The sequence below is a fragment of the Pseudomonas sp. IT-232MI5 genome (assembly GCF_949767845.1).
In the GTDB taxonomy this organism is placed as follows: domain Bacteria; phylum Pseudomonadota; class Gammaproteobacteria; order Pseudomonadales; family Pseudomonadaceae; genus Aquipseudomonas.
Window position 1 is genome coordinate 191,144 of record NZ_CATKQE010000011.1, and the last position, 23,359, is coordinate 214,502.

Genomic DNA, 23,359 nt, shown 5'->3' on the forward strand with positions numbered 1-23,359 from the left:
TCAGGAAACCACTTGGCCGGCCGGCACTTTCAGGCCGTCATGCCACCACGCCGCGAGACTGAAGACGTTGGGCGCCTTGAGAATCGTGAAGTGGTTGCCCGGCCCGTACCACACCGCCAGATCCGTCACCTGACGCTGCCAACCCTCAACCATCGCCGCTTGCTCGCGCTGATTGCCCCACGCATCCAGCGTCGGGTCATCGACCAGCGCCAGCCGCACCGCCCCGCTGTAGGCCAGTTGCGGTTGATAGACCGTGCGCAAGGCTGTGGCGAAGGTGCGCACCGGGCCGTGCATGGCCTGCGCTGACGAACGCGCAGACAACACACCGGCGCGCACCATGCCCTCGTGCAACAGGCGCATTTGCGTGGTGTCGTCAGCCTCGGCGAACGCCAGCGGATCGATGCCCAACGACTTGCCACTGGACAGTTGCAGCGTCTCGATCAAGCGTTCCAGCGCGGCGGTCGTTGTATACGGTTTGCCCGCCGTGCCATTGCCACCGGGGGCTTCGCTGTCGATCAGGGTCAACGACGCTACCTCACGCCCGGTCGCCTGCAACTGCGTGGCCATGGCATGCGCGACCCAACCGCCGAACGAATGGCCGATCAAGTGCACCGCACCTTGCGGATACAACTGCTCGACGGCTTGCAGATAACACCTCGCCGCCGCTTCCACCTGACTGTGCGGCACGCCGCTGCCATCGAGCCCGCGCGGTTGCAGACCGAAAATCGGCCATTCCGGACCGAGCGCTTCGGTCAGGTGAATGAACCCGGTGACACTGTCGCCCGCCCCCGGCACGCAAAAGATCGGCGCATGCCCGGCGTGCCCGCTCTGGATCGTCAACACGGGTTGATAAACCTGTGGTTGCGGGGCCTGCGCAGCGGCCATGGCCTGACTCAAGGCCTGGCCGAGTGCCTGGACATCCGGGTTTTTCATCATGCTGCGGTGATCCCCCGGCACATCGATGCAGCGCAGCAAACCTGCACCGACCTTGTTCTCCCAACCACGGCTCGGACTCGGTTGTGCCTGCCCCGGCATCAGTGCCTGAGCGCGGAACAAGTGCACCGGCTGGCTGGCCGGGCTGACCCGGTAATGCGCCAGCGCCAAACCATGAGCGGCCTCACGATCAAAGTAACTCCAGGCATCCGCTGCGCTCAGTGCGGCCAGTTCCGGGTCAGGCAATTGCTGTTCGCAGCAGCGCTGGAACAGTTCATCGAAGGCGATGAGCTCGACTTCAGCCTCCAGCCGCTCGACCTCAGCCATCGCTGGCAGCCCTTCTTCTCCACGCATCTGCGAACGCGCGCGACAGTGCTCGAGCAATTGACGCTTGTCGCGATGCGCGCCGCTCCAGCGGGTTTTATCCTGACTGGCCGGATGTGGCGCGTAGGTATCGAGCAGGCCGACAAAAGCCACCGTCTCATCGAGACCGAGCAATTGCTGGGCGATTTCATACGCCAGCAAGCCACCAAACGACCACCCGGCCAGACGATACGGCCCATGCGGCTGCACCGAGCGGATGATCCCGACCATCCGCGCGGCCATGCATTCAAGGGTACGCAGTTGCGGCTGCCCCAGCGGCACACCGGGCAAACCGTAAATCGGAAACTCGCCCTCGATATGCAGGCCCAATGCCGGGAAATACACGTCCCGACCGCTGAATTCATGGATCAGGAACAGCGCATTGCCGCCCTCGCCCGGTCGCACCACGACCAGTCCTTCCGGCTGTGCGGGCACGGCATGGTGCTGACTGAGCAGCGCCGCCAGCGACTCGACACTCGGCCGCTGGAACAACTGCGCCAGCGTCACCTCCTGCCCCGCACGTTGCAGCAGGTTGACCAGACGAATCGCCAACAGCGAATGCCCGCCCAATTCAAAGAAGTTGTCGTGACGTCCGACCCGCTCGACATTCAGCACTTCACCCCAGACCTGCGCGAGCAAGCTTTCGACCTCGCCTTGCGGCGCTTCGTAGTGGCGGCTGAGCACCGCGTCGATGCCCGGTGCCGGCAGCGCCTGACGGTCGATCTTGCCGTTGGGACTCAACGGTAAAACGTCGAGCGCAACAAACGCGCCCGGCACCATGTACTCGGGTAATTGTTCGAGGATGAACGCGCGCAGCGTGTCGATCGTGGGCGCTGCACTGCCCTCGCGCACCGTGAAATACGCGACCAGACGCTCGTCGCGCATCAGCACGACCACCTCGCGCACATCCGGGTGCTGGATCAACCGCGCTTCGATTTCACCGAGTTCCAGACGCAAGCCATGCAGCTTGACCTGGAAGTCGTCGCGCCCGAGGAATTCGAGGTTGCCGTCAGCGCGGTATCGCACCAGATCGCCGGTGCGGTACAGGCGATCACCGGCCACAAACGGACTGTCGATAAAGCGCTCGGCCTGCATCTGCGGCAGCCCCATATAACCGCGCGCCACGCCGATGCCGCCAATGTGCAACTGGCCAATGACGCCGAGCGGCACCGGTTGGTCATGGGCATCGAGCACATACAGGCGCGTGTTGCAGATAGCTTTGCCGATCGGCAATTCAGTGGTCGGCACGGGCATGTGCGGTTCCAGGGTCCACGCCGTGCTGTCGACCGTGGCTTCGGTCGGGCCATACACGTTATGCAGGCGCACCCACGGCAGTTGCTGGCGCACAGCTCCGGCTAGCGCCGCGGTGAGTTCGCCACCACCGCAGAACACATCGGTGAGGCTGGTGCATTCACTGACGTCCTGCAGTTCAACAAACTGCTGCAACAGCGCCGGCACAAACTTGACCACCGTCACACGTTGCTGACGAATCACTTGCGCCAGATACGCCGGTTCCCGATGGCCGCCCGGCCGTGCCAGCACCAGACGCACACCGGCGGTCAGCGGCCAGAAGAACTCCCACACCGAACCATCGAAACTGAACGGCGCTTTTTGCAACAGCGCGCCGTCTGGGGTCGGCGGGCAGATCTGCGATCCCCAATGCACCAGATTGCACAGGCCGCGATGCTCGAGCATTACGCCTTTCGGTGTGCCGGTCGAACCCGAGGTGTAGATCATGTACGCCAGATTCGCAGGGGTCAGGCCGGGCAACTGCGGATTGCTCTCCGCTTGCTCGTGCCAGGTGCATTGGTCAAAGTCGATGACGGCTGCGTTGGTCCCGGCAAACAGCGCACGGGTGGCCGTCTGCACCAGCACCGCCACCGGCGCGCAGTCCCTGAGCATAAAGTCCAGGCGCTCCGCCGGATAAGCCGGATCCAGCGGCACATAAGCACCACCGGCCTTGAGAATGCCGAGCAACCCCACCACCAGATCAAGCCCACGCTCTACACACAGCGCCACTCGCGCATCCGGCCCCACGCCCTGCTCGCGCAAATGATGTGCGAGGCGGTTGGCACGGGCATTCAACTCGCGATAGGTCAGGCTGTGTTCGCCCGACTGCACGGCGATGGCGTCCGGCTGACGACGTACCTGTGCTTCAAACAGGCTCTGGATCGGTTGCTCGACCGGGCAATCAACCGCCGTTGCGTTGAAATCGCCGAGCAAGCGCTGCTGCTCTTCCGGCGCAAGCAGGTTGACCTGCGCCAACAGCGCCTGATCATCACTGACCAGCGCCGCCAGCAAGCGCTGCAAGTAACCGACAAAACGCCGCACGGTCGACTCGTCGAACAACGCCGTGGCGTAGCGCAGCGCGCCACGGATGCCTTGCGGGTTCTCACCGAGGCTCAGCGACAGGTCGAACTTCACAAAGTGATTTTCCCCGGCCACGCCTTCCAGCGTGAGACCGTCCAGTGCCAGGGCGGGCGCCACGCTGCTGTCCCAGCTCACCAGGGTCTGGAACAACGGTGTGTGGGAAAGGCTGCGCAGCGGCCGGGTGATTTCCACCACGTGTTCGAACGGCAGATCCTGATGCGCCTGCGCGGCCAGAGTCTGCGCCTTGACCCGCGCCAGCAACGCCGCACCGGTCAGATCGCCCGAGGTATCGATGCGCAGCGCCAAGGTGTTGACGAACATGCCGATCAGCCCTTCGATCTCGGCGCGGGTACGGTTGGCCACCGGCGAGCCAATGACCACATCGGACTGCCCGGACAGGCGCGCGAGCAACATTGCCCAGGCGCTCATGAGCACCATGTACGGTGTCACGGCATGACGCTGACACAACGTCTTCAGGCCGGCGCTGGTCTGCTCGTCCAGCACGATCTCGACACTGCCGCCGTGGTGATCCTGTTGCGCCGGACGTGGACGGTCGGTTGGCAGGCTCAGCAACGCCGGAGCGCCGGCCAAGGTCTGCTGCCAATAGTCGCTTTGGCGCTGCAGCACCTCGCCGCTGAGCCAGCGCCGCTGCCACACCGCGTAGTCGGCGTATTGCAAGGCCAGCGCTGGCAGTGGATCTGCCTCGCCATGGCTGAACGCCTGATACAGCGCCATCAATTCACGGGTCAGCACGCCCATCGACCAGCCGTCGGAGATGATGTGGTGCATCGTCAACAACAGCACATGGTGCTCATCGGCCAGACGCAGCAACCGTCCGCGAATCAACGGACCGTCCTGCAAATTGAACGGTCCGCGCGCTTCAGTTTCGATCAGCGCACGCAAGGCCTCGTCGGTCTGCGGCTGTTGTCGCCAATCCTCCTCAATCAGCGACAGGCCACTGTCGACCGGGGCAATCAGCACCTGTGCTTCGTCGTTCAATTGCGCGAATCGACTGCGCAGGGTTTCGTGACGCGCGACGATCCGCGCCAATGCCCGGTGCAGCGCCTCTGCGTCGAGTCGTCCACGCAAATGCAGGCCCAAGGGAATGTTGTAAGCGGTATTACCGCCGCCCATCTGCGCGAGGAACCACAAGCGTTGCTGGGCGAACGACAGCGGCAGCGCCTGATCGCGCGGCGCCGGCAGAATCGGCGGCAAGCTGCTGCGTTCGGCCTGACTCAATACGTTGGCGACCGCCGCCAGTTCCGGATTGGCAAACAGATCGGCCAGCGCCAGCTCCACGCCCAATTGCTGGCGCACCTGAGAGAGCATGCGCATGGCCAGCAATGAATGGCCGCCGAGTTCGAAGAAGTTGTCGTGACGGCCGACCTGTTCGACCTGCAACACTTCGGCCCAGACCTGTGCGAGGCTGATTTCCAGTGGATTGGCCGGCGCCTCGTAGACCCGACTGAGCAGCGCCTCCTGGGTCGGTGCCGGCAGTGCCTTGCGGTCAACCTTGCCGTTGTTATTCAGTGGTAACACATCGAGTTGCACCCACGCGGTGGGCACCATGTATTCCGGCAGGCGTGCGTGCAACTGAGCGTGCAGTTCAGCGCTGTCCAAGACGCCATCGTGCGCCGTGTAATACGCCACCAGACGCGTGGCGTCCTGGCCGTCGCGGCGCGCCAGCACCACGGCTTCCCTGATCCCCGCGCAGTTCAGCAGGCGACTCTCGATTTCTCCCAGCTCGATGCGGAAACCACGAATCTTCACCTGATCATCGTTGCGGCCGATGCAATCGAGTTGTCCCGGCGCCAGCCAGCGCGCGAGGTCACCGGTGCGATAAAGCAACGCGCCCGGCGTCTCGCTGAACGGATCGCGGAGGAATTTCTCGGCGGTCAGATCCGGCCGGTTCAGGTAACCCAGCGCCACGCCCTGCCCGCCGATGTACAGCTCGCCGGTCACGCCCATCGGCACCGGTTGCTGATACGCGTCGAGCACGTACACCTGCGTGTTGCCGATCGGTACGCCAATCGGCACGCTCTCGGCGTTTTCCGCCACTTCACGCACTTCGAATGTCGTGGCGTACGTGGTGGTTTCGGTCGGGCCGTAGCAATGCACGATGCGCAATGCCGGGGCCTCGGCCAGCAGTCGCCGGAACGCCGCCGGATCGCCACGCTCACCGCCGCACAGCAGCATCCGCAGGCCCTTGAGCGCCTGCGGAATCAGTTGCACGTACTGGTTGAACAGCGCGGTGGTGACAAACAGGATCGTCGCGCCACTGGCACTCAGTTCACGGCCGAAGGCATTCGGATCGAGCAGCGTTTGATGGTCGATGATCACCACGCGACCGCCATTGAGCAGCGGCCCCCAGATGTCCATGGTGCTCGCATCGAACGCCGGGTTCGAGGCGAAGACCACACGATCCTGCGCATTGAAATCGGCGTAACCGTTATTAAGCACCAAGCGGCCGATGCCCCGGTGCGGCACCATCACCCCTTTCGGCGTGCCGGTGGAACCGGAGGTGTACATGATGTACGCCAGCGTTTCGGAGGACTGCACCAGGTTGGGGTTGTGCGTCGGCTGGCCGTTGAGGGTCAGCATGTCCAGATCGATACGCGGCGCGGCGTAGTCGATGACTTCGCTGCTGAGGGTCAACAGCGCCACCGCCCGGCAATCCTCAACCATGAACGCCTGGCGCTCGCTGGGTGCGTTGATGTCCAGCGGCACGTAGGCCGCCGCGCATTTGGCAATGGCCAGTTGCGCTACCAGCAACTCCAGCGAACGTGGCAGCAGGATCGCCACATGATCGCCCGGCTGCACGCCGTGGGCGATCAGGTGATGGGACAGGCGGTTGGCTTGGGCATTCAGCTCAAAGTAACTCAGCGAATGCGCGCCATGTACCGCCGCCACCGCTTTGGGATGCGCCGCCGCCTGCTGCTGGAAAATCCCGTGCACGGTCAGTGTTTGCGGGTAGTCACGCACCGTGGCGTTGAAGTCGTACAGCAAACGCTGGCGCTCATCCGCCGCCAGCAACGGCACCTGTTCCAGTACCGTTTGCTCACCGCCAATCATCGCTTCGAGCAGACGTTCGAAGTAGCCGATATAACGCTTGATCGTCAGCGCATCGAACAGCGCCGTGGCGTAGTTCAGCGTGCCGCGAATCGCTCCATTGACCTCGCCCAGTATCAGCGTCAGGTCAAACTTGGCGACCTCGCCCGGGCCGGCCACGCCCTCCAGCGTCAGATCAGCCAACGCCAGTTGCGGGCCGACGCTGCTGTCCCAGTTCAGCGTGGTCTGGAACAGCGGGCTGTGCGCCAGGCTGCGCAGCGGCCGGGCGATTTCCACCACTTGCTCGAACGGCAGATCCTGATGCGCCTGCGCCGCCAGTGTCTGCGCCTTGACCCGCGCCAGTAGCGCTTCGACGTTCACCGCGCCCGAGGTGTCGATGCGCAAGGCCAGCGTATTGACGAACATGCCAATCAGGCCTTCGACTTCTGTGCGAGTGCGATTGGCCACCGGCGTACCGATCACCACATCGGTTTGCCCGGACAGACGACTCATCAGCAGCGCCCAGGCGCTCATCATGGTCATGAACAGGGTCACGCCGTGACGTTGGCTCAAGGCCTTGAGCCCCGCGCTCAGGCGCGGGTCCAGCAGCACGTCGACGTTGCCGCCGGTGTAATCCTGTTGTGCCGGTCGCGGGCGATCGGTAGGCAGTGTCAACACGGCCGGCGCACCGTCGAGGGTTTGCTGCCAGTACTCGCTTTGCCGCTGCAGCACCTCCCCGCTGAGCCAGCGGCGCTGCCACACGGCGTAGTCGCCATATTGCAGCGTCAGCGCTGGCAGCGGATCAGGCTGACCCTGGCTGAACGCTTGATACAACGCCATCAACTCAGCGGTCAGCACGCCCATCGACCAGCCATCGGCGACGATGTGGTGCACGGTCAGCAACAGCACATGATGATCGTCGGCCAAGCGCACCAGTCGCCCACGAATCAGCGAATCATTCTGCAGATCAAACGCGGTCGAGGCTTCCTGCGCCATCAATCCCTGCAAGGTGAGCTCGGCTTGCAAGGCTTGGCGCAGGTCGTCCACGCGCAAAAGCAAACCGCTGTCGACCGGGGCAATCGATACCTGCGCAGTGTCGTCGAGGCGGATGAAACGGCTGCGCAGGGTTTCGTGACGAGCGACAATCCGTGCCAGCGCCGCTTGCAGGGCGTCGCCGTCGAGGTGACCGCGCAGGCGCAGGCCGAGAGGAATGTTGTACGCCGAGTTGCCACCGGCCATTTGCGCGAGGAACCACAGACGTTGCTGGGCGAAGGACATCGGCAGCGGTTGATCACGCGGTGCCGGCACAATGTCCGCTAGCGCGCTACGCCCGGCGCGGCTCAATACTTCAGCAACCGCACTCAATTGCGCATCGGCAAACAGATCACTCAGCGCCAGTTCGACGCCGAGGCGCTGACGGATCAGCGAAACCATGCGCATCGCCAACAGCGAATGACCGCCGAGTTCGAAGAAATGATCGTGACGCCCGACCTGCTCGACTTGCAGCACTTCGGCCCAGATCTGCGCCAGTGCGGTTTCCAGCTCACCTTGTGGTGCTGTGTATTCGCGGCTGAGTAACGTAGCGTCGTCAGGCTTGGGCAAGGCTTTGCGATCAACCTTGCCATTGTTGTTCAGCGGCAACCTATCCAGTTGCACCCACGCTGACGGCACCATGTATTCCGGCAGTCGTGCTTGCAATTGCTTGTGTAGCCCGGCGCTGTCCAGCTGTTCAGCGTGAGCGGTGTAATACGCCACCAGACGCGTAGTTTGTTGACTGTCCTGGCGAGCCAGCACAACCGCTTCCTTGACCCCGGCACAGCTGAGCAGGTGGTTTTCGATTTCGCCCAGCTCGATACGGAAGCCGCGAATCTTCACCTGATCGTCGTTCCGTCCGATGCAATCGAGTTGCCCCGGCGCCAGCCAACGCGCGAGGTCGCCCGTACGGTACAGAAGCGCGCCGGGTTTATCGCTGAATGGATCGCGAAGGAATTTCTCGGCAGTCAGATCCGGCCGGTTCAGATAGCCCAGCGCCACACCCTCACCGCCGATATACAACTCACCGGTCACGCCCATCGGCACCGGTTGTTGATGGGCATCCAACAGGTAAACCTGCGTGTTGCCGATCGGCCCGCCAATCGGCACGCTCTCGGCGTTTTCCGAGACTTCGCGCACCTCAAAGGTGGTCGCGTATGTGGTGGTTTCGGTCGGACCGTAGCAGTGCACGATACGCAGCGCTGGCGCCTCGGCCAGTAACTGCCGGAACGCCGCTGGATCGCCCCGCTCGCCGCCACACAACAGCATACGCAAGCCTTTGAGCACCTGCGGAATCAGTTGCACGTACTGGTTGAACAGCGCGGTGGTGACGAACAGGATCGTCGCCCCGCGAGCACTCAATTCACGGCCGAAAGCGTTCGGATCGAGCAGCGTCTGATGGTCGATGACCACGACGCGACCGCCATTGAGCAATGGCCCCCAGATGTCCATGGTGCTGGCATCGAACGCTGGATTGGAGGCAAACACCACCCGATCCTGCGGGTTGAAATCGGCATAACCGTTGTTGATCACCAACCGGCCGATGCCTCGGTGCGGCACCATCACGCCTTTCGGTGTGCCCGTGGAACCGGAGGTGTACATGATGTACGCCAGCGATTCCGAGGTTTGCGAAAGGTTCGGGTTTTGCGTTGATTGCTCATCCAGCGACAACGTATCCAGATCGATGCGCCGGACGGCGTAGTCGATGACTTCACCGCTCAAGGTCAACAGTGCAACAGCCTGGCAGTCATCGACCATGAACGACTGCCGCTCGCTCGGCGCATGGATGTCCAGCGGCACATAGGCCGCCGCGCACTTGGCGATTGCCAGTTGTGCGACCAGCAGCGTCAGCGAGCGTGGCAACAATATAGCCACGTGGTCGCCCGGCTGGACGCCTTGCGCGATCAACTGATGGGCCAGACGGTTGGCCTGCGCATTGAGTTCAAAGTAACTCAACGATTGCTCACCGTGCACCGCGGCCACCGCTTGCGGTTGCGCCGCCACTTGCCCCTCAAACAACGCGTGCACTGTCAGCGCCTGCGGATACTCGCGTTGTGTGGCGTTGAACTCGACCAGTAACTGATGACGTTCTTCGGCGCTGACTACCGACAACCGATCAAACCCCGCGTGCGGCGTGTGCTCCAGCGCGTTCAGCAAAGTCATCAATGCACCCTGCATGTACCCGCAGATTCGCTGTGCATCAATCCCCGCCCCGGCCAATACCTTCAAGCCGAAATCTTCGCCAAGATCGTCAACGCTGAGGGTCAGGCGATAGTTGGTGTGTTCCTCGGCATCGAGCAATTGCATCCCGTGCCACGCCGCTTGCACCTCGGCGGATATCGGCCCGACCGGGGCGCTGTGACGATAGTTGAGCAGCGTGCTGAACAGCGGCGTACCCGCCGGCATCGCGCTGCACTGCTGCACCTGCGCCAGTTGCGCGTGCTCGTGAGCAAGCAACTGACTCAAGCGTTGATGGGTCGCCAGCGCCGCCCCTTTAACGCTGTGCGCATTGAGCTCGATGCACAGCGGCAAGGTGTTGATGAACACACCCAGCGCCCGCTCCGCTCCTTCGCCGCCCTGCAATCTGCCAAGCAAAACCGTGCCAAAAACCACGGCGTCGCGCCCGGACAATTGCCCCAGCACCTGCGCCCAGGCGAGGTGCATCAGGCTGGCGGCGCTGACACCCAAGCGCCGCGCCTGTTGCCTTACGCTGTGGCTGAGTGTGTTTTCCAGCGTCAATTGGGCTTGTTGCGCGGGACCGTCATGGGCCAGATTCTGACCATAGGGCAAGGTCGGCTCATCGATCGCGCCGAGCATTTCGCGGAAGAAGCTTTCGTGCTCTTGCGTGCTCAGCCCGGCGCGGGTGTGCGCCACGTAGTTGCGATACGGCACTGGCTCGCTCAGTTGCCCGGCGTTGCCCAGCAGAAACGCCTGCATCTCGTGCTGCAACACCTCGAGCGCCACGTGATCCATGACCAAATGATGGAACAGCAACAACGCCACCACCCGTTGATTGACGGCATCACGGCTGTACACCACGCGCATCAGCGGCGCCTCGGTCACAGGCATGCGGTAGTTATCGATGGTGAAGCGTCTTTGCAACTGGCTCAGCGCATCGCCCGCTTCGGCGTCCAGCTGCAAGGCCTCACAGCTCAGCGAAGCCTCACGCCAGACCACTTGCACCGGCTCTTCCAGACTCTCCCAGAACAGCGACGTGCGCAGAATGTCATGGCGCTCGATCACTTGTTGCAGTGCGTCGGTGAAGGCTTGCAAACGCTGTTCATCGGCGAAGGCAAACTGCGCCTGCAGCACATACGGATCACCCTGCGCAGCCGAAAGATGATGGAACAGAATGCCGGTCTGCAAAGGTGCCAGCGGGTAGATGTCCTGAACATTGCGCGCGCCGCCGGGGACACTCGCGACGATGCGGTCGATCGTCGCTTGATCCAGCGTCACCAGTGGCAGCAGTTCGGGCCTGATGCGCGGGCAATCAGCTGGAATAAGATTCGCCGGCACCGCTGCTTCGGGTTTCCCACCTACTGCCGCCGCCAGTGCGGCCAGCGTCGGTTGGCCGAACAGCACGCGAATGTCCGCCGACAGCCCGGCCCGGCGCATGCGCGCAACCAGATTGACCGCCAGCAATGAATGGCCGCCCAGTTCGAAGAAGTGATCAAAGCGCCCTACTCGCTCGACTTTCAGCAACTCGGCCCAGATACCGGCAATGACGGTTTCGACTTCACCGACCGGGGCTTCGTACTCGCGGGTCAGCAGCGCCGACTGGTCAGGGGCCGGCAAGGCCTGACGATCCAGCTTGCCGTTGGGACTCAGTGGCAAGGCCGGCAAATGCACAAACACGGCAGGCACCATGTAATCCGGCAAGTGTTTGAGCAGTTGGCTACGCAGTTGATCGATGTCCAGCGGTTCGCCGCTGTAGTACGCCACCAGGCGCTGATCGCCCGGCACGTCTTCGCGAGCGAGCACGGCAGCTTCACGCACGCCGTCGATGTGCGCCAGATGCGCCTGGATCTCGCCCAGTTCGATGCGCAGGCCACGGATCTTGACCTGATCGTCGTTGCGCCCCAGGTACTCGATATTGCCATCGGCCAGATACCGCGCGACGTCGCCGGTGCGGTACAAACGCACGCCTGGCTGATCATTGAACGGATCGTCGAGGAAGCGTTCGGCTGTCAGCTCAGGCCGATTCAGATAACCCCGCGCCACCTGCACACCGCCCAGATACATCTCGCCGACTACGCCGAATGGCACCGGTTGCTGATGAGCGTCGAGGATATACACACGGGTATTGCACAGCGGTTTGCCAATCGGCGGCGCGCCTTGCGGTACCGGCGAATCCGCCTCCAGCGTCCACACGGTGCTGTCGACGGTGGCTTCGGTGGGGCCATACACGTTGTGCAGGCGCACCTGCGGCAGACGCTCGCGGACGCTACGCACCAACGCGGCGGTCAGCTCACCGCCACCACAGAACACATCGCTGAGGCTGCTGCACTCGCCGACCTCTGCCACTTCAAGGAATTGCTGCAACAGTGCCGGCACAAACTGCACGACGTTGACCTGTTGCTCACGAATCAGCTGCACCAGCGCCGCCGGATCACGATGATCGTCCGGGCCGGCGAGCACCAGGCGCATGCCGCAGCTCAACGGCCAGAACAGCTCCCACACCGAGGCGTCGAAACTGAACGGGGTTTTCTGCAGCAGCGCGGCGCCGCTAGAAAGCGGGCACAGCCCGGCGCTCCAGTGCAGCAGATTGCCCAGGTTACGGTGCTCGACCATTACGCCTTTCGGCGTGCCGGTGGAGCCGGAGGTGTAAATCACATAGGCCAGATTTGCCGCGCTCAAGTCCGGCACCTGCGGATTGCTCTGCGCAAGGTCTTGCCAGTTGCACTCGTCGAAATCGACCAACACGCCGGCGCACTCGCCGATCAGCGCACGCGTCGGCGCATGCACCAGCACCGCCACGGGCGCGCTGTCCTCAAGCATGTAGGCCAGACGTTCGGCGGGATAACCGGGATCGAGCGGCACATAAGCGCCGCCGGCCTTGAGAATCGCCAGCAGACCGACCAGCAACTGCGGCCCGCGCTCGACGCAGATCGCCACCCGCGAATCGCGATCGACACCGCACTGGCGCAGGTGATGGGCGAGTTGGTTGGCGCGGCGGTTCAACTCGGCGTAACTCAAACGCAGCTCACCGGCGACCACGGCGTCAGCGTCTGGCGTGCGCAACACCTGCGCTTCGAAGCGGCCATGAACGGTCTGTTCGAGATCGTGGGCGACGGCGGTGGCGTTGAGATCGACCAGCAGGTGCTGACGCTCGTCGTCCGCCAACAACGCCACGTGTTCAAGCACCGCTTGATCGTTGCTGACCATCGCCTGCAACAGGCGCTGGAAGTAGCCGACGTACCGTTGAATAGTCGACTCATCGAACAAGGCAACGGCGTACTCCAGCACACCGCGAATCCCGCCCGGCGCCTCTGCCAGCGTCAGTGACAGATCGAATTTGGCAAAGTGGCTCGGCTCGGCGACGCTTTCCAGCGTCAGCTCGCCCAGACTCAGGCTCGCGCCATGGCCGCTGTCCCAACTGAACATCGCCTGGAACAACGGGCTGTGCGCCATGCTCCGCGCCGGTTTGGTGATTTCCACCACTTGTTCGAACGGCAGGTCCTGGTGCGCCTGCGCGTCCAGCGTCCGCGCCTTGACCCGCGCCAGCAGCGCTTCGCAGCTCAACTCGCCCGAGGTATCGATACGCAAGGCCAGGGTGTTGACGAACATGCCGATCAAGCCTTCGATCTCGGCGCGGGTACGGTTGGCGACCGGCGAACCGATGACCACTTCGGCTTGCCCGGACAAACGACCCAACAGACTCGCCCAGGCACTGAGCATGAGCATGTACATCGTCACGCCGTGACGCTGGGCCAAAGCCTTGAGCCCGGCACTCAGGCGTTCGTCGAGCACCACGTCGACGGTGTTGCCGGCGTAATCCTGCTGTGCCGGGCGCACGCGGTCGGTCGGCAGCGTCAACAGCGCCGGAGCGCCGGCCAAAGTCTGTTGCCAGTATTCACTTTGGCGCTGCAGCACCTCACCACTGAGCCAGCGCCGCTGCCACACCGCGTAATCGGTGTATTGCAGCGCCAGCGGTGGCAGTGGATCCGGCTGGCCATGACTGAAGGCCTGATACAACGCCATCAGTTCGCGGGTCAGAACGCCCATCGACCAGCCATCGGAGATGATGTGGTGCAGGGTCAGCAACAACACGTGATGATCGTCGGCGAGGCGCACCAACCGACCGCGAATCAGCGCATCGTCCTGCAAGTCGAATGGCCCGGACGCTTCGCCCTGAATCAGCGCCTGCAAGGTTTCATCGGGTTGCGGGTGCTGGCGCAGGTCTTCAACGCGCAGCAGCAGACCGCTGTCGACCGGGGTGATCAGCACTTGCGCCTCGTCATTGAACTGGGCAAAACGGCTGCGCAGGGTTTCATGCCGCGCGACGATGCGCGCCAAGGCCTGTTGCAGCGCTTGTTCATTCAATTGCCCACGCAGGCGCAGGCCGATGGGGATGTTGTACGCAGTGTTGGCGCCTTCCATTTGTGCGAGAAACCACAAGCGCTGCTGCGCGAACGACAGCGGCAAGGCGCCATCACGGGCCACCGCGACAATCTCCGGTTGCGTGCTGCGCCCGGCCTGCGCCACCGCCTCGGCAACCGCTGCCAGTTCGGCATTGGCAAACAGATCGCCCAGTGCTAGCTCCACGCCAAGGCGCTGGCGAACCTGGGACACCATGCGCATGGCCAACAGCGAATGGCCGCCGAGTTCAAAGAAATGATCCTGACGCCCTACTCGCTCGACCTGCAACACCTGCGCCCAGATCTGCGCCAAGGCGCTTTCCAGTTCGTTGTGCGGCGCCTCGTATTCGCGGGTGAACAGCGCCGCACGCTCAGGTTTCGGCAAGGCCTTGCGGTCGACCTTGCCATTGGCGGTCAACGGCAGTGCGTCGAGTCTGACGAAGGCCACCGGCACCATGTAATCCGGTAACTGGGTCAACAGGTGCGCGCGCAACTCGGCCACCGCCAGCGGTTCAACCTGACTCTGCTCGGTGAAATACGCCACCAGACGCGGTTGGCCCGGTTCATCTTCGCGGGCCAGCAGCACGGCTTCCTGAATACCGGGCAACTGATTGAGGCGGGTTTCGATTTCGCCGAGTTCGATACGCACACCACGGATTTTCACCTGATCGTCGTTACGCCCCAGGTACTCGATCGTACCGTCGGCACGCCAGCGCGCGAGGTCGCCGCTGCGATACATGCGCGCATTCGGCACGGAACTGAACGGGTCATGCAGGAAGCGCTCGGCGCTCAGATCGGCACGGTTCAAATAACCGCGAGCGACCCCGGCTCCGCCAACATACAATTCGCCCATGACGCCAATCGGCACCGGACGCTGCTGTTCATCGAGCAAGTACACCGTGGCGTTGGCCACCGGTTTACCGATGTGCAAGGCGTCGCCCGCCTCGATGCGGCCAGAGGTGGCGACCACGGTGGCTTCGGTAGGACCGTAGTTGTTGATCACATCGAATTGCTGATTGCGGCTGAACTGGCGCAAGCGGTCGCCACCGATCAGCAGCGTGCGCAGCGTCGGGTGTTCAAGGTTCTGGCTGAAGGCGTATTCGGCGACCGGTGTCGGCAGGAAACTCACGTCCAGTGGCTGCGCGCGCCACCACTCGAGCAGCGCATCGATGTCCTCGCTGCCCTCGTGCGTCGGTGCCAGATGCAAAGTCGCGCCAGCACACAACGCCGGCCAGACTTCCCAGGCCATGGCGTCAAAACCGAACCCGGCAAGACTGGACGTATGGCGACCGGCGCACAGATCAAACGCGCTGCAATGCCAGTCGACCAGATTCGACAAGGTGCGGTGTTCGACCATCACGCCTTTGGGCAGGCCGGTGGAACCGGAGGTGTAGATCACGTAGGCCAGATGTGCGGTGGTCAGGCCCGGCACCTGCGGATCAAAGGTCTCGCTCAATGGCCAGGTGCGCGGGTCGAGATCGATCACCGGCACCGCCAGCGCCGGCAGGCGATCCCGCAGATTGTTTTGGATCAGCACGGCAACGGGGGCGCTGTCGCTGAGCAAGTAGTGCAGACGCTCGGCCGGGTGCGCCGGGTCGACCGGCACATAACCGGCGCCCGCTTTCAAAATGGCGACCAGCCCGACCAGCGTATCGAGGCCACGGCGGGCGACGATGGCGACGCGATCGTCAGGCTTCACTCCCAGCGCAATCAAATGATGGGCCAGCGCGTTGGCATGCCGGTTGAGCTCGGCATAACTCAGTTGCTCACCGAGGTATTGCGCGGCTACGGCTTCGGGCCGCTGCACCACTTGCGCTTCGAAACGTTGGCCAATGGTCAACGTCGCCGGGAAGTCGGCGTGAGTGCCGTTGAACGCCAACAACAGCTGCTCGCGCTCCGCCGCCGGAAGAATGGGCAATTGGTTGAGCGCGGTGTCCGGCGCCTGCTCCAGCGCCAGCACCAGACTTTCCAGGGCGCACTGCAGGTAATCGCAGATGCGCTGTGGATCGACCTCGGTGGTGGCCAGCAACGTCAGGCTGAAGGCATCGCCGAAATCATCGACGCTCAGGGTCAGCGGATAGTTGGTGCGTTCTTCGGAGCTGATCGTGCTGATGCCTTCCCAAGCGGCCAGGGTCTCGGCACTCGCCGTCGCCGCCGTGTGACTGTGACGGTAATTGAGCAAGGCACTGAACAACGGCGTCGGCGCGACCACACCGCTGCAACGCTGGGCCAGTGCCAGCGGCGCGTGTTCGTGGCGCATCAATGTGGTCAGACGTTTGTGCGTCGCCTCCACCGCCGCACGCACGCCCTGCGCATCGACATCGACGCGCAGCGGCAAGGTGTTGATGAAAATCCCCAGCGCCCGTTCAGTGGCTTCGGCGCCCTGCATACGGCCCATCAGCACCGTGCCGAAGACCACATTCTGCTTGCTGGTGAGCACCGCCAGTACCTGCGCCCAGCCCAGATGAAACAGGCTCGCGGCACTCACGCCGAGCTGCCGCGCCTGCGCCCGCAGACGCTGACCGAGCAGCGCATTGATCGGCAGGCTCAGCTCGGCGATGCCGAGGCCGTCACCCTGCACGTCCTGCAAACCGTAGGGCAGCGTTGGCTCGGCGATGTCGGCGAGCATGTCGCGGAAAAACGTCTCGTGTTCGGCTTCGCTGATGCCCAGCCGCGCCTGCGCTACGTAATTGCGAAACGGCACCGGCCGGCCGAGCGATTGATCCTCGCCGGTGAGGCAGGCGAGCAGTTCGTGACGCACCACATCGAGCGCCGAGTGATCCAGCGCCATGTGATGGAACAACAACGTCGCGACCACGCGCTGACCGGCCTCATCCCACGCGTAGGCCAGCCGCATCATCGGTGCGTGCTTGACGTCGAGACGGAAATGCCGCGCATCGAAACGCTCGTGCAATTGCTGCAGCACAGCGCTTTCGCCGTCGCGCACCACAACTTCTTCTATCGGCAACTGCGCCTGACGCCAGACCACTTGCAGTGGCACGTCGAGCCCCTCCCAATGCACGGCGGTGCGCAGGATGTCGTGGCGATCAATGACCTTTTGCAACGTCTGGGCGAAATCCTGCAAACGCTCACGGCTGCTGAACGCAAAGTACGATTGCATGACGTACGGATCGCCCTGCTCGTTGCTCGCGTGGTGATAGAGAATGCCTTCCTGCAACGGCGCCAGTGGGTAGATGTCCTGCACATTGGCGGCGCCACCCGGGACATCGGCGATCAAACGGTCAAGGATCGGCTGATCCACTTCAGCGAGGGTCACCATCGCTGGCGTGATGTGCGTGCTGCCGGGGAGAATGCCGTTGGCCGGAACATCGATCTGGCCGACGCGGGTGGCCGAGTACTGGCCGGCCTTGATCAGTTCAATCAGCGCCGGTTTGTGCTCGCGCAGCGCGGCCAGCAACGCCGGATCGCTCAACGCCTGCTTGTTGCCATTGACGCGCAATTGCTCATCGGTCACCGCCAACTGAATGTCTTTTGCCTTCAGGGTTGCCAACAGTTCGAGCACATTCACAGGACGATCTCCATTCTTTCCGTAATTGCGGCGTAGCCGGCCAGGGTCGGTTGTTCGAACAACCCCCTGACATCGGCTTCCATGCCTTCCTGACGTAACCGGCCGATCAGACTGACCGCCAGTAATGAGTGACCACCCAATTCAAAGAAGTGATCGTGGCGCCCTACCCGTTCGACGTTGAGCAGCTCGGCCCACAGCCGTGCGAGGGTGATTTCCACTTCGCCGACCGGGGCTTCGTATTCGCGGGTTTTCAGCGATTGCTGATCCGGCGCCGGCAGTGCTTTGCGGTCGAGTTTGCCGTTGGGACTTAGCGGCAAAGCAGCGAGATGCACGAACACGGCGGGCACCATGTAGTCCGGCAAGTGCTCGAGCAAATGACTGCGCAGCAGGTCGATGTCCAAGCGCTCGCCGGTGTAATACGCGACCAGACGTTTGTCGCCCGGCACCTCTTCACGGGCCAGCACCACGGCCTCCTGCACACCTTCGATCCGGGCCAGACGTGCCTGAATTTCGCCCAGTTCAATACGCAGACCGCGGATCTTCACCTGATCATCGTTACGCCCCAGGTACTCGATATTGCCGTCCGGCCGATACCGCGCGACGTCGCCGGTGCGGTACATGCGCCCACCAGGCTGGAACGGATCGTCGAGGAAGCGCTCGGCACTCAGCTCAGGCCGGTTCAGATACCCGCGCGCCACCTGCACACCAGCGATGTACAGCTCGCCGACTACGCCTTGCGGCACCGGCTGTTGTTGCGCATCGAGGATGTACATGCGGGTGTTGGCAATCGGTTTGCCGATTGGCGTGTTGTCCGGCGTCTGCTCGATGGAACCGGTGCAATCCCACGCGCTGACGTCGACGGCCGCTTCGGTCGGGCCATACAGGTTGTGCAAACCGCTGCCCGGCAGTTGCAGCTTGAAGCGCCGCACCAGACTGCCCGGCAACGCCTCACCGCTGCACATCACCTGGCGCACGCTGTCGCAGCGTGTGGTATCGCTGTTGGCGAGAAACACATCGAGCATCGATGGCACAAAGTGCAGCGTAGTGATGTGCTCGCGCTCGATCACTTCGCTCAGATACTGCGGATCTTTGTGCCCGCCGGGCTGCGCCATGACCAGTCGCGCGCCGGTCATCAGCGGCCAGAAGAACTCCCACACCGACACATCGAAGCTGAACGGAGTTTTCTGCAGCACCGAATCGGCCGCCGTCAGCTGATAGGCGTCCTGCATCCATAGCAAGCGGTTGACCACACCGGCGTGTTCGTTGACCACGCCTTTCGGTTGGCCGGTCGAACCGGAGGTGTAGATCACGTACGCGCTGTGTTGAGGTGTCAGCGCCGGGATTTGCGAATTGTCGGCAGACAGCGATTGCCAAGTGATCTGGTCGAGATCGACCATCGCTGCCGAGATCTCACCCAGCAACGCACGGGTCGCGCCGTGCACCAGCACCACGGCTGGCGCGCTGTCCTCGAGCATGTAGGTCAGGCGCTCCGGCGGATAGGCCGGGTCCAGCGGCACATACGCGGCACCGGCCTTGTTGATCGCCAGCAGACCGATGACCATTTCCAGGCTGCGTTCGACGCAGATCGCCACCCGTGAATCCACTTGCACGCCGAGGCTGATCAAGTACCGGGCCAGGCGGTTGGCGCGCTCGTTCAGCTGCGTGTAGCTCAATGCCTGATCGCCGGCGACGACGGCCACAGCCTCTGGCGTACGTCGCACCTGCGCCTCGAACGAGCCGTGCAGCGTCTGCTGCAAATCGTAATCGACGTCGGTGGCGTTGAGGCCGAACAACAACGCCTGTCGCTCCTCGTCCGGCAACACCGTCAAACGATTCAACGGTTGCTGTGGTGTCTGCTCCAACGCCTCGGCCAGCGCAACCAGCGCGTTCTGCATGAACTGGCCGATGCGTGCTGCGCCGATGCGCGACGGGGTCATCACCGTCAGTTGGAAGCCACTGCCGAGATCGTCGACGTTGAGGGTCAACGGGTAATTGGTGCGCTCCTCGCCGGCCAGGGATTCGATGCCCTGCAAGGATTCACGCTTGGCGTTCTGACGGGCCTCACTGTCGCTATGCCGGTAGTTGAGCATTGCACTGAACAGCGGCGACGGCGCCGCGACACTGCTGCAACGCTGGGCCAGCGCCAGCGAAGCATGTTCGTGCGCCAACAGCGCACTGAGCCGCGCATGCGTGGCCTTGACCCCGGCGCGCACGTTGCTTTCGTCAACATCCACACGCAATGGCAAGGTGTTGATGAACATGCCCAACCCGCGATCCGCGCCAGCCCCGCCCTGCATCCGGCCAAGCAGCACGGTGCCAAAGACCACGCGTTCCTGACCGGACGTTGCCGCCAGCACCCGCGCCCAGGCGAGATGAAAAAGACTGGCGACACTGACACCGAGCAAGCGCGCCTGACTGCGCAGTCGCTGCGCCACCACGGCGGGCAGCGGCTGGCAGACCTCCTCGATGTCATTACCGTCGCCATGCACATCGTGCAGGCCGAACGGCAGAGTCGGTTCGTCGATGTCGCCGAGCATTTCGCGGAAAAACACTTCGTGCTCTTGTTCGCTGACACCAAGACGAGTCTGCGCAACATAATTGCGGTACGGCACAGCGGCCACCGGCAGTTGCTCATCGCCCTGCAAAATCGCCTGCATTTCCGCGCTGACCACCGCCAGCGCGGTGTGGTCCATGGCGATGTGGTGGAACAACAGCATAGCGACGACGCGCTGATGTTCCGGATCGAGGGCATACACCAGACGCAACAGCGGTGCCTGACCCAAGTCCAGACGCCAGTGCCGCGCATCGAAGCGCGCCCGTAGTTGATCGATGGCTTCACCCTGCGCAGGCTCCAGCGCCACGGCTTGGACCGGTAGCTCCGCATGCCGCCAGACCACTTGCACCGACGCCGGCAGGCCTTGCCAGACAATCGCACTGCGCAGGATGTCGTGGCGGGTCATGACCTGGCGCAGCGCCGCCGCGAACGCTTGAACACGCTCGACGCTGTCGAACGCCAGACACGATTGCAGCAGGTACGGATCGCCTTTCACGGCGCTGAGGTGGTGATAAAGAATCCCTTCCTGCAACGGCGCCAGCGGATAAATGTCCTGCACGTTGGCCGCGCCACCCGGCACCGTGGCGACGATGCGTTCGATACTGGCCTGATCCAGTTGCACCAGCGGCAGCATGTCAGGGGTGATCTGTGTGCAATCGGCGGGAATCAGATTGTCCGGCACTGCAACCTCGCGGCCGCTGCCCACCGCCGCCGCCAGCGCGGCCAGAGTCGGTTGGCTGAACAGCACGCGCACGTCGGTGCTCAGATCGACCTGACGCATGCGTTCGATCAGCGTCACCGCCAGCAGGGAATGCCCGCCCATTTCGAAGAAGTTGTCGTGACGGCCGACCTGCTCGACATTGAGGACTTCGGACCAGATCTGTGCCAGCACGATTTCCACCGAACCTTGTGGCGCGGCATACTCGCGACTCAGCCACGCTGTTTGATCCGGCGCCGGCAACGCCTTGCGGTCGAGTTTGCCGTTGGCGGTCAGCGGCAGTGCTTGCAGGCGCACGTAAGCGGCAGGCACCAGAGCTTGCGGCAACTGCGCTTGCAGATGACTGCGCAAATCCTCGATGTCGACGCTCAGGCGTTCGGTAAACCACGCCAGCAACTGGCCGTCGCGCACCAGCACCACGCAATCCTGCACGGCCGCGTGAGCGCTCAACGCCGCTTCGATTTCGCCCAGCTCGATGCGCACGCCGCGCAGTTTGATCTGATCATCGTTACGCCCCAGGTATTCGATGCTGCCGTCGGCGAGCCAGCGTGCGAGGTCGCCGGTGCGATACATACGCGCCTGCGGTTCGTCGCTGAACGGGTCGTCGAGGAAGCGTTCGGCAGTCAGCTCGGGTCGATGCAGATAACCACGCGCCACACCGGCACCGCCGACATACAACTCGCCTGCAACACCGACCGGTACGGGGCGCTGCTGGTCGTCGAGCAAATAAATCTTCGCGTTGGCCATCGGCTGACCGATGTGCAGCATCTGCCCGGCCTCGACCGCGCCGGAGGTGGCAACCACCGTGGCTTCAGTCGGGCCGTAGTTATTGATCACCGCGAAGGTCTGCTCGCGGGGGAACTGGCGCAGCTTGTCACCACCGATCAACAGCGTGCGCAAAGTCGGATGGCCGAGGTCGCGACTGAACGCATATTCGGCAACCGGCGTCGGCAGGAAACTCACCTGTAACGGCTGCGCGCACCACCATTCCAGCAACTCATCGAGGTGCTCGTTGCTCACCGACTCCGGCGGCAGGTGCAGGGTCGCGCCCACGCACAACGCCGGCCAGACCTCCCATGCCATGGCGTCGAAGCCGAAACCGGCGACACTCGACGTGTGGCTGCCGGCGCGCAGGTCAAAGGCCTCGCAGTGCCAGTGCACCAGGTTCTCCAGCGTCGCGTGTTCGACCATCACGCCCTTCGGTTGGCCGGTGGAGCCGGAGGTGTAGATCACGTAGGCAAGATGCGCCGGAGTCAACGCGGACAGTTGCGGATTGCTCTCGGACAACTGTTGCCAGGTGGGATTGTCCAGATCAATCAGCGGCACGGCGCCGAGCAAATCAACCGTCGCAGCCTGCGCCAGCACCGCCATCGGCACGCTGTCCTGCAACAGATAGGCGATGCGTTCCGCCGGATACGCTGGATCGACCGGCACATAACCGGCGCCGGCCTTGAGGATCGCCAGCAACGCGACGAGCATGTCCGGGCCACGGCGCAGACACACGGCAATGCGGTCATCGGGCTGCACGCCGAGCCCGAGCAAGTGATGGGCCAGGCGATTGGCGCGCTGATTGAGCTCAGCGTAGGTCAGGTGCTGCGCGCCCTGCACCACGGCCAGTGCATTCGGCTGCTGCTCAGCCTGAACCTCGACCAAGCGTTGAATCGTCGCGCCACGCGGATAGGCCGCTGAATGTTGGTTGAAGCCGACCAGCAAGTGTTCGTATTCCGCCACCGAAAGCACCGGCAAACGGTTGAGCGGACGCTGCGGCGTCTCTTCCAGTGCCGTCACCAGATGTTCCAGTGCGGTGTGCATGTAGCTGCAAATCCGTTGCGCACCGATCTCTGCAACCGCCAGCACATCCAAGGCAAAACCTTCGCCCAGATCATCCACCGACAAGGTCAACGGATAATTGCTGCGCTCCTCACCGCCAAGCATGCGCACGCCCTGCCAGATGCCTTGGCCGTCGCGCGGCTGCTGCTCGGCGGCACTGTGTCGATAGTTGAGCAAGGCGCTGAACAGCGGTGCGGAACCGCCCATTGCAGTGCAACGCTGGGCCAGCGCCAGTGACGCGTGTTCATGGCCGAGCAGCGCTGTCAGCCGCGCATGGATGGTTTTCACCCCGGCGCGCACGCCTTCAGCGAGATCGACGCGCAGCGGCAAGGTGTTGATGAACACCCCCAGCGTGCGGTCGGCGCCCTCACCACCCTGCATGCGCCCCATCAACACCGTGCCGA

Annotated in this window: 2 protein-coding genes (1 of these 2 only partly in view); both read right to left on the minus strand. The window is 63.4% G+C overall.

Going from position 1 to position 23,359, the window contains the following annotated elements; all coding sequences use genetic code 11:
- Positions 1-17,853 (minus strand): non-ribosomal peptide synthase/polyketide synthase, encoded by a 17,853-nt coding sequence (locus ACM6JQ_RS09805; RefSeq protein ID WP_414893676.1) that lies wholly within the window; start codon positions 17,851-17,853, stop codon positions 1-3.
- A protein-coding gene (locus ACM6JQ_RS09810; protein ID WP_414893677.1) for an amino acid adenylation domain-containing protein crosses the window boundary here: on the minus strand, positions 17,850-23,359 show its end. Its footprint extends 7,507 nt past the window's final position; only the last 5,510 of its 13,017 coding nucleotides appear in the window; its start codon lies beyond the right edge, outside the window; its stop codon occupies positions 17,850-17,852. The genes ACM6JQ_RS09805 and ACM6JQ_RS09810 overlap by 4 nt, the downstream gene beginning before the upstream one ends.